Origin of the sequence: Microbacterium sp. JAI119 (assembly GCF_013410135.1) — a bacterium.
Taxonomy (GTDB): Bacteria; Actinomycetota; Actinomycetes; order Actinomycetales; family Microbacteriaceae; genus Microbacterium; species Microbacterium oxydans.
The window spans coordinates 2,226,284-2,236,061 of record NZ_JACCCK010000001.1; the positions used below are offsets into that span (position 1 = coordinate 2,226,284).

At 65.1% G+C, this 9,778-nt stretch carries 8 protein-coding genes; all 8 read left to right on the plus strand.

The genetic code is table 11. From position 1 onward, the window contains the following. Nucleotides 1-9: 9 nt before the first annotated feature. The 8 genes from HDC31_RS10780 to HDC31_RS10815 all read left to right on the plus strand — a co-directional run bounded on the left by HDC31_RS10780 (nucleotide 10) and on the right by HDC31_RS10815 (nucleotide 9,679). A complete protein-coding gene (locus HDC31_RS10780) occupies nucleotides 10-624 on the plus strand; it encodes a TetR/AcrR family transcriptional regulator (protein WP_095376737.1) in 615 nt (204 codons plus the stop codon). Then, nucleotides 621-3,620 (plus strand): non-ribosomal peptide synthetase, encoded by a 3,000-nt coding sequence (locus HDC31_RS10785; protein ID WP_067162172.1) that lies wholly within the window; start codon nucleotides 621-623, stop codon nucleotides 3,618-3,620. Before HDC31_RS10780 ends, HDC31_RS10785 begins: the two co-directional genes overlap by 4 nt. Beyond that, nucleotides 3,617-4,393: a leucyl/phenylalanyl-tRNA--protein transferase gene (locus HDC31_RS10790; protein WP_067162174.1), complete on the plus strand. Its 777-nt coding sequence runs from the start codon at nucleotides 3,617-3,619 to the stop codon at nucleotides 4,391-4,393. The genes HDC31_RS10785 and HDC31_RS10790 overlap by 4 nt, the downstream gene beginning before the upstream one ends. Then, a complete protein-coding gene (locus HDC31_RS10795) occupies nucleotides 4,390-5,157 on the plus strand; it encodes an N-acetyltransferase (protein ID WP_179516069.1) in 768 nt (255 codons plus the stop codon). Before HDC31_RS10790 ends, HDC31_RS10795 begins: the two co-directional genes overlap by 4 nt. Beyond that, nucleotides 5,154-6,176: a methyltransferase gene (locus HDC31_RS10800; protein WP_067162179.1), complete on the plus strand. Its 1,023-nt coding sequence runs from the start codon at nucleotides 5,154-5,156 to the stop codon at nucleotides 6,174-6,176. Before HDC31_RS10795 ends, HDC31_RS10800 begins: the two co-directional genes overlap by 4 nt. Further along, on the plus strand, nucleotides 6,173-7,792 hold the full coding sequence (locus HDC31_RS10805) for an acyl-CoA dehydrogenase family protein (protein ID WP_067162180.1): 1,620 nt from the start codon (nucleotides 6,173-6,175) through the stop codon (nucleotides 7,790-7,792). Before HDC31_RS10800 ends, HDC31_RS10805 begins: the two co-directional genes overlap by 4 nt. Beyond that, entirely contained in the window at nucleotides 7,789-8,421 is a 633-nt protein-coding gene (locus HDC31_RS10810) for a hypothetical protein (RefSeq protein WP_067162182.1), read from the plus strand. The genes HDC31_RS10805 and HDC31_RS10810 overlap by 4 nt, the downstream gene beginning before the upstream one ends. 70 nt (nucleotides 8,422-8,491) lie before the next feature. Continuing rightward, nucleotides 8,492-9,679, plus strand: coding sequence for a cytochrome P450 (locus HDC31_RS10815; protein WP_176472509.1), 1,188 nt, complete (start codon nucleotides 8,492-8,494; stop codon nucleotides 9,677-9,679). Nucleotides 9,680-9,778 lie beyond the last annotated feature (99 nt).

Consider the following 9,778-nt stretch of genomic DNA (forward strand, 5'->3'; position numbering starts at 1 on the left):
GAGTTGGAGATGATGCCTCGCACCACGATCACCCCCGAACGTCGCCGCTCGGATGCGACCAGAAACACCGAGCGCATCCTCGCGGCAGCTATTTCGCAGCTGAGCACTCGCCCCGATGCCACCATCACCAGCATCGCTCGCGAGGCCGGCCTCGGTAGAGTGACCGTCTACGGGCACTTCCCGTCTCGCACGGCCCTCGTCGATGCCGCCGTCGGCCGCGTCATCGCCGACAATCAAAAATGCCTCGACGACGTCGCCGGGAATCCCGATCCCGTCCGCGCCTTGGAGTACGTGCTCGGGATCAGCTGGCAGCTGATGGACCAATCTCGGTCCATCGTGATGGCCGCCTCTGACGCGCTCACCCCAGCACGGCTGCGCGAACTCCACGCGGCGTTCGAGGCTCGCATCTGCGCACTCATCGAACGTGGACAGGCAGTGGGCATTTTCCGCTCCGATCTCCCCGCCTGGTGGCTCGTCACCGCCATCCACCGGATCTTCCACGGCGCCGCGAACGAGATGGCCGGGAACCGACTGGATCAGGGGAAGGTCCTGCCTCTACTGATCGGGACCGTGCTGGCACTGATTCGCGACCCCGCGGCCTCCCCGAAGGAGAGCACGTCATGATTACCACCCGCACCTATCTTTGCGACCGTGTCGACCAGATGGCACGGTTCCGGCCCGAGGCGATCGCCGTTGTCTGTGGCGACCTCCAGCTCACCTATGCTCAGCTCGCCGCGCAGGCAGCAGACCTTGCCGACGAACTCGCCCAACACGGGCTGCCCCTCAACGGCTCGGTCATGGTGGCCTTGCCACGCGGGCCTGAGCAGATCGTGGCCATGCTGGCGATTTGGCGAGCTGGTCTTGCCTACCTGCCAATCGACCACCGAGACCCGCCCCAACGCCACAACGAGATCCGTCGAATTACCGGCGCGGTCGCCACGCTGACCCTGCAACATTCCACTTCTACGGACGCGCAGGCCGTCACGATCACCCCTAACATCCCCGTGATAAACGCGACCTCAGCCGGTTCATGGCAGACCGAGGCTTCAGAGATCGCCTACGTGATCTTCACTTCCGGTTCCACCGGCCACCCCAAAGGAGTCGCCGCCTCCCATCAGGCCCTGGCTTCTCTACTTGATCAGCTCGTGACTCGCTACGGCATCACGGAAGAGGATCGCGTACTGCAGTTCGCGGCGTCGACTTTCGACACCTCAATCGAGCAGATCGGCGTGAGCCTGGCCGCCGGGGCGACGCTGGTCCTTCCCGAGACCCTCTGGGCGCCCTCGGAGTTTCACGACAAGATCAGCCAGGCCGGTGTGACCGTCATGGACCTCACGCCCAGCTATTGGCGCGAAGTCGTCGCACATTCCGCCGACGCCGACGTCGCCGACCAATCGATCCGACTGCTCATTCTCGGCGGTGCGGCAGTGTCCAACCGCGATCTCAAGGCCGCGCGGAGCCTCTATCCGCGGGCCCGCGTGCTCAACGCCTACGGCCTCACCGAGACCGGCATCACCTCCTGCCTCTCCGAAGTCCACGACATCGGCGCCCTCGATGACGGCCCGGCCGCCGTCGGGTTTCCTCTCGATGGTGCTGGCGTGCGCATCCTCGATACCCACGGCACTCCCGTGGTCGACGGCCGCGCCGGAGACGTCGCTGTCTCCGGGCGTCTGGCATTGGGCACTACACACGCAGGCGCCGGCCTGGACCCGCTGCCGAGCGTGAAGCTCGATGGTCACCATTTCTACCTCACCGGGGACACCGGCTTCCTGGACCCGCGTGCCGGCCTATTCATCACCGGGCGTGCTGACCGGCAGCTGAAGATCCGCGGCTACCGCGTCGACCCGGAAGAAGTCGAGAACATCCTGCGCAGCCACGACGCCATCAGTGACGCCGCAGTGCTCGGCGACAGCGAGGGGACCCGCCTGCATGCTTTCTACACGGTGGCCCCGGGGCGTCGGGATCCTGGCAGTCAGGCCGCACGAGATCATGTGAGTGCCGCGCTTCCGGCGCACGCCGTTCCCAATACCGCCACAGTGGTGGACTCACTGCCGCAGACCGCCCACGGCAAGACCGACTACAAGGCTCTGGCCGCCGGCCTTGAAGCGCTCCCCGCCGAGACCCCAAGCACCACCATCGAACTGGATTCGGCGATCGAGCACGCGGTGGCAGGCATTTGGACCGAGGTCCTCGGCATCGCCCGTCACCAGCTCGGGCTGTCCTTCTTCGACGCCGGCGGCACCTCTATAGCCGCTGCCGAACTCGTCGCCCGCACCCGGTCCAGCCTCGGCATCCACGTCCGGTTCGTCCGGGCGCTGATCGAGCGGCTGCTCAGAGACCCGTACTTCACCAGCTACTGCCAGGCCGTCGCGCACGCCCGCGCCGGAGTCCTCGAAGCCGGTAGCCATCCACGCACTGCCATGCAGGCAGACCTCCAACGCTCCATCACCCTCAACGGCGCAACTCCGAGCCCGGGCCCGCCGGTCCTGGAGGAGACCTCCACCATACTGCTCACCGGCGCTACCGGCTTCCTGGGCTCGCACCTGCTGCCACGACTGCTCGCATCGACCCCGGCGCGGCTGGCCTGCGTGGTGCGCGCCCCGTCAGAGGAAGCTGCACGCCAGCGATTGCGTACTGCTTGGGAGACCTACGGTTCGGCCCCGGACGTTCGTCCGGAGGATGAAGCCCGCATCGACATCGTCCTCGGGGACCTCGCCCAACCCTGCCTCGGGCTGGACGAGATCAACTTCGAGGGGCTGACCGAACGCACCAGCCTCGTGGTGCACTCGGGCGGAACGGTCAACTTCATCTACCCCTATGCGCAGATGAAGGCGGCCAACGTCGATGGCACCTATGAGCTGCTGCGCCTGGCAGCCAGACATGGCATCGCGTTCCACTACGTCTCCACAATGGCGGTTGTCGCCGGCCACGGCGTTGCCGGTACGCGCACCATCAGCGAGGACACTCCTCTGGATCACCTCGACCAGCTTGGTGTCGGCTACGCCGAAAGCAAATGGGTTGCTGAACACCTGGTGCAGGACGCTGCACGGGCCGGGCTGCCAGTGGCCATCTACCGGGCAGCCGACATCTCCGGACACAGCAGCCGCGGCACTTGGAATACCACCACCGAGATGTGCTGCATGAAGCGTTTTATTCGCGACATCGGAGCCATCCCACACGCCGAGCTCCCGATGGACTACACCCCGGTCGACGTCTTCGCCGACGCCCTGGTCCACATAGCCACCCACGAACCGGCCACCGGGCAGGTTTATCACCTGACAAACCCGCACAAGGCTCCCATCTCGCTGCTCCAGCAACGTCTCCAGGCGCGCGGCAACACGATCGCGGAGATCCCTTGGGCGGACTGGGTCGCCCAGATGATCGACCTGGCGGTCACTAACCCCGAGCATCCGATGACCCCCTTTGCGCCCCTGTTCATCGACAAGTGCCCCAGCGGGCAGATGAGCGTGGCCGAGATGTACCTCGAGGACACGTTCCCCGCTTTCACCCGAACCAACGTCGAGCAGGCCCTGGCTGGCACGGACATTACCTTCCCCGATGTCGACGCCGAGCTGATCGACCGCTACCTCGACTTCCTGGAGCGAAAGGAGTTCCTATGAGTCTCGACTGGACCGCGCTCAGCCGCGACACCCTCCCAGCCACCGGGCCCGTGGCTTTCGACGCTGACCTCTCAGCGCCGAACATCTTTGCCGCAGCGTCACACGGTTTCTACTGCTTTCCCGCTTCCTCCTACGAAGAAGCCATGCTCAATGAAATCCGCTACGCCGCGGACGCCGAGAGCGGCAGCCTCACCGTCAACGAGCAATCGTCCGAGCCTTACTCCGTCGCCTGGTTCAACCCGGACCCCCGGCCCGTAGCAGAGCTGACCACCCGCCGCACCGGCCGTACCATGCGCCGATTCGCCCGACGGCGCGCCGAGTGGCGCACGAGCATCAACGCCGCCTTCGACCAGGTCGTCAACGCCTGCGCCCAGACACACCAGAGCACCTGGATCACCGACACCCTCCGACCGGCCCTGCAGGAGCTCCATGAGCAGGGGCTGGCTCACAGTTGCGAGGTCTGGCACGACGGAGAACTGATCGGCGGAGTCTTCGGCCTCCAACTTGGCGCGGTCCTCTCCGCCGACTCCCAATTCACCCTCGTCGAGGGCGCTGGCAAGATCGCCGTCGTCGACCTCATGACGCGCTTCCTGCAAGGCGGAGGGCGTCTCTTCGACTTCCAGCATGACTCCCAGCACGCAACAAACCTGGGAGCAAAGCCGATGCCCCGTGCTGCCTACCTGCAATCCCTGCGCCAGCTCATCGAGAAGCCGGTCCATATTCCCCACGAGCAGCGCTCCGCCGAACACCTCGCAGAGTTGGTGACGACATGACAAATTCTATTCGGACCTTAACCCTCGCCCAGCGCCCGGACTTGCTGCCGGCATTCTTGAACTTGGACATCCCGTGGCCGGCGTTCATCGAACCCAACCGGCTGCTAGTGGAATGGGGCATCCACGCCCACGCCGAGCACCAGCTCATCGTGCTCGACGGTGATACCCCGATCGCCCGCGCCTCCTCTCTGCCCCTGCACTGGGACGGCAACCCGCAGACGCTTCCGAGCCGCGGCTGGGACGGAGTCATCGAGCAATCAGCGACCGATACCTACAGCGAGGCGACTCTCAACACGTTGTGCGCACTCGAAGCCGGCATCGACACCAGCCACACGGGCCGGGGCCTATCCCAATCCGTGTTCGCTGCTCTGCGCGATCATGCTCGCGAGGCCGGGTTCGAGCACTTCATCGCCCCGGTCCGGCCCAGCGGCAAGACCGAGTTCCCCGAGATGCCCATCGAGGACTACGTCGAGCGTCGCCGAGACGATGGGCAACGCGCCGACAACTGGCTGCGAATCCACGAACGGATCGGTGGGCGCATCATCGCACTCAGCCACACTTCCATGACCATCTCCGCACCCCTCGACATCTGGAGGACCTGGACCGCGGAACCCTTCACCACCACCGGCCTGATCATCGTCGGTGGCGGTATCGCCCCGGTCTACGCCAACACAGACCTCGACTACGCCGTCTACATCGAGCCCAATGTCTGGGTCAGACACCGACTCACCGACGCGCCCGCCGAGGAAGGACAGGGATCATGACAAGCCTTCAAGACCGCGACACCGTCATCCGTCTCATCGGCGGCTACATGGTCTCCGACGCTATCCGCGCGGCAGTACACCTCGCCGTCTTCACCCACCTGGACACGACCCCCGGGATGAGACTGGAAGAGCTAGCAGCCCGGACCAGAGCTCCGGCAGACCACCTCGACCGCGTCCTGAACCTGCTGCGCTATGCCGGGCTGATCGAACAGCGCGAATCTGGCCTGCACAATACCCGCCTCGGCACCGTGCTGGTGCCCGGCAAACCCGGCTCGTTGGCAGCCTTCGCCGAGAATTTCACCAGCCCCTTGTTCCAGCGCGCCTGGGACCATCTCGAAACCTCGACCCTCACCGGCGAAGCCGGGTTCGACCGCGAATACCACCAGCCGGTCTATGACTATCTCAGCCAGGACACTGGCGCGAACACCCTGTTCAACCAGGCCATGCAGGAAGAAGCCACCGCCACCGCCGAGTCCGCTGCCGCGTTGATCTCCATCGGCGAGGACGAGACCGTCGTCGACATCGGCGGCGGAGACGGCACCTTCCTGACCACCGTGCTACAGACAGCACCGACGGCGACCGGCATTGTCTTCGACAGCCCCGCCGGAATTGCCGCCGCCGAGAACGTCATCGCCCGCGCCGGGCTGACCGAGCGGTGCGCCAGCATCGCCGGAGACTTCTTCGCCGCGATCCCACCGGACGGGACGACCTACATCATCAAGAGCGTCCTCCAGGACTGGGACGACGAGCACGCCCTGGCCCTCCTCTCCACGTGCAAAGAGCAGATCCCGGATGGAGCACGTCTCATCATCATCGGGAACTTCCTGCCCGACGTTTACACCGACGAAGCAGCCGTGGGGTATCTGACCGATGTGTGCATGCTCGTCATCAGCGGCGGCCGCGAGCGCACCCTCGCCGACCTCACGGCACTGCTTGATCGGGCAGGGTTCAACACCGCCGAGCTGCGCCACCAGCGGCTCGGACCGCTGACCGCCGTCGAATTGGGGCCACGCCGATGACCGCACCGAGCCGCGACTACGACCCCAACTCCATCATCGACCAGATCCTCAGCGGACACGCCCCTGCGTCGGACCAGCCGAGCACTCGTACGGAGCTCTCACCCGAGGAAGCCCGCTTCGTGGTGAGCATCACCGACTGGTGCTCACGACATGACCTGGCAGAACGCATCGAATCCAGTGCCCAGATACCCGATGACCTCCTCCAGGATCTCGGACAGCTGGGCGCCTTCCGGATCACCATCCCTACCCGCTACGGCGGTCTGGGATTCTCCGATACCTGCCTACTCGCGGTGCTCTCCGTGCTCACCTCCGCGCATGCGAGCCTGTGCGAGGTCATCGCCGCGCACCAGGTCATCGGCGCCGTTCGCCCCCTCCTTGAGTTCGGCACCGAGACCCAGCGTGACCGCTACCTACCGCAGCTGACCGAACAAGTCTCGGCCTTCGCGCTCAACGAGCCCGAACTCGGCTACGGCAGCGGACCCCTGCGGACTACCGCCTTCTTCGACGCCGATGAGGGCGCCTATCGGGTCACCGGTACCAAGACGTGGATCACCAACGCCACGATCGCTTCCCACGTGATCGTCCTGGTCGACGTCGCCGCCACCGAGAACTCATCGGGCGGGATCACTGCCATGCTGATCGCCACCGATGATCCCGGCGTAATGCGTGGCCCTCAGAGTCGCTTCGCCGGCATGCATGGCCTGCCCAACGGCCGGCTGCAGTTCAATGACGCCCGCGTTCCTGCCGACCGGATCATCGGTGGGGAGGGCAACGGCGTCGAGGTCGCCCTAACCTGCCTGAGTCAGTGCCGTGCCGCTCTGCCGGTGGCGGGACTGACGACGATTCTCACCTGCCTGCAGCAGGCCGTGGCCTGGGCCGGCGAAGACCGGCAGACCCGTCGCGGACTGCACACCCACCCCCAGACTCAGCACCACCTCTCCACCCTCATGACCGAGGCACTGGTCGCCAACGCCGTGACCTGGCATGCCCTCGACGAGCAGTGTGCGCCGACCGACAGCGAAGCCGCCAAGCTCATTGTCAGCGAGGCCGCCGACCGAGCGACCGACACGGTGATGCAACTGGTCGGCGGACGAGGCTACGAAACCGCGGCCTCGGCACGAGCCCGCGAGGCAACACCATGGCCAATCGAACGTCTCTGGCGCGACACCCGCGTCACCCGCATCTTCGACAGCTCCACCGAGATGCTCAAAGACTTTCTCGCCCAACCCCCGAGCGATGCCCCCACGACGGCGCCGACGATGGCCAACGGAGATATGGCCGAGCGCGTGACCCGCCTGCACCGCGCGATCGCCCGCGAGCCCTACGACCCATGGATGAGAGCGAGCGCCGTCGACTGTGCTCTGGAGCTGTTCACCCTCGCATGCTTGCACCGGTACCGGCGGCACCTCGGCGAGGACAGTCATCCCACCACCACGGCATGGGAGACGGCCAGCGTCGAATTGCACCGCCGCATCGACGCACACTTGCAAACCCTCTCCAGCCCCTCCCGCCTTCAGCGGCAGCGAAAATTGTCCACCGAGCTCCTCAACATCCCCCGGGCAGGCCTTCCCGCCGCGTTCACTCGTCCCCTCAGCGACCTCGGAGTGCACCGATGACAGCAGAAATCCCGGACGCGGTCCTGTCTGAAAACCCACTGGCCCACGCCATCGAGTCTGGCAGCATCACCCCCGGCGACCTCGGCTCGCTGGCATCTCATCTCGACGCTCTCGTGGCATCAAACGTCGCCTCGACCCAGCTCATGATCGACCGGCACCACAACACAGCGGTCGCGGAGCTCTACACGCTCAGCCACCAATCCGAACAGGAAGCACACCGCCTCCTGCAACCGTTCGTCAGCGCCTACCACCAGTCTTCCGAGCGGGGGAGCGACTTGGACGCCTACGCCATGGTCTACCCCGCCCACATTGCTCGCATCGCCGTCACCGGCAGCCCCTGGGACTATCCGGTCTGCTTCCGCCACCTCGTGAACGCCTCCACACGCTGCTACCAGCAACTGCGCGAAGCCCTGGCGCACACCGGGGCGTTCACCGACAACCAGCTCGCACACTTCGACTACTTCGGCCATGCCGATGCCGCCGAGATCCAGACGATCGACACCTTGCTCGCCACAGCACCGCCGAAGGCACTGACCCCGGCCCTGGGACTAGCCAGACATCTTGCCGTCTTCGAAGACCTCTTCTGGCAACGCATGCTCGCCCTATGCACCCCGAGCCCCGCAGCCTAAGGAGATACTCATGCCCATCCCGTTTCACACCGCCCCCGTGACCACTCTGCCCAGTAGATCCGGTGCTTGCATGTACGCCAAGACCGAGGAACTCCGACGTCTCGGCCCCGCCGTTCCGGTCGAACTGCCCGACGGACTCACCGCATGGTCAGTTGTGCGCGGTGAGACCGTCTCCTATCTGCTCACCCACCCAGACGTCTCCCGCGACGTGACCCGCGCTGTGCCCACCTATGAGACCGGCGAGGTGCCTTGGTTGGCTCCCTGGATTGATCTGCAGAACATGACGACCAAGGACGGTGCCGACCACTCCCGTCTGCGCCGGGTCGTCGTGCCCTCGCTGACCTACCGTCGCATCCAGCAGTTGCGCCCAGCCATCGAGAACACAGTGCGTGGCCTTATCGAGGACCTCGCCAACAAGGCCGACGACACCCCCGTTGATGTCCACGCCGCATTCTCCTACCAGATCCCTACTCTCGTCATCTGCGATCTGCTTGGCATCCCCGAGGACCAGCGGCCCGAGGTGCTGCGTGTGTTCCGCCTCGTTGCTCGCACCGATGCTCTCAGCGAAGACGAAGCCACCCAGCTCAACCTCGATCTGCTCACCGCTATGCGCACACTCATCGACGAGAAGCGCGCCCACCCCGGCGACGACCTCACCAGCATCCTCATCATCGAAAGTCAGAAAGAGGAAGACCCTCTCACCGAGGACGAACTCATCGCCACGTTGCTGCTCATGATCGGCGGGGGCAGCCAGACGACCATCAACCTCATTGACCATGCTCTGGCCGATCTCACTGCCTGCCCTCACGCCCGACAGTCCCTGATTCGAGGAGAAGATCCGAGACCCATCATTGAAGAGTCTCTGCGCAAGGACTGTCCGGTGATGAACTTGCCAATGCGATGGGCTCTTGCTGACATCGACCTTGGCGAGGGTGTCATGATCCGAACTGGAGAACCCATCCTGCTCAACTACGGCGGCCACGGCAGAGACGAGAACGTCAACCCCGAACCCGCGCACTTCGATCCGGACCGGACGAACCCGCAGCACTTGGCGTTCGGACTCGGGGTGCATCGTTGCCCGGGCTCGCACTTGGCGATCCTTGAGGCAGAGGTCGCCGTAAGCCTGTTCTGCCAGGCCTTCCCTCATGCACAGCTCGTCGGCGCCATCGACGATTATGCAGGGCCGACATTCATCGGCAATGACTTGCTCGAACTGCCCATGCGACTCGGAAACGCCCATGAAGCCGCACAGCACTGACTTCTGACTCTGTCACTCTGATTTGGCCCAGGGATGTCGCTTTGGTCTGGCCCATGTTGCGACGCGCCGGGGTGTTCATGTCGGTTTGATTTGGCCCAC

Excerpts from the sequence above, each read along its gene's own strand:
- HDC31_RS10815 (WP_176472509.1), top strand. The coding sequence starts at position 8,492 with ATGTACGCCAAGACCGAGGAACTCCGACGTCTCGGCCCCGCCGTTCCG.
- HDC31_RS10785 (WP_067162172.1), top strand. The coding sequence starts at position 621 with ATGATTACCACCCGCACCTATCTTTGCGACCGTGTCGACCAGATGGCA.
- HDC31_RS10795 (WP_179516069.1), top strand. The coding sequence starts at position 4,390 with ATGACAAATTCTATTCGGACCTTAACCCTCGCCCAGCGCCCGGACTTG.
- HDC31_RS10780 (WP_095376737.1), top strand. The coding sequence starts at position 10 with ATGATGCCTCGCACCACGATCACCCCCGAACGTCGCCGCTCGGATGCG.
- HDC31_RS10800 (WP_067162179.1), top strand. The coding sequence starts at position 5,154 with ATGACAAGCCTTCAAGACCGCGACACCGTCATCCGTCTCATCGGCGGC.
- HDC31_RS10810 (WP_067162182.1), top strand. The coding sequence starts at position 7,789 with ATGACAGCAGAAATCCCGGACGCGGTCCTGTCTGAAAACCCACTGGCC.
- HDC31_RS10805 (WP_067162180.1), top strand. The coding sequence starts at position 6,173 with ATGACCGCACCGAGCCGCGACTACGACCCCAACTCCATCATCGACCAG.
- HDC31_RS10790 (WP_067162174.1), top strand. The coding sequence starts at position 3,617 with ATGAGTCTCGACTGGACCGCGCTCAGCCGCGACACCCTCCCAGCCACC.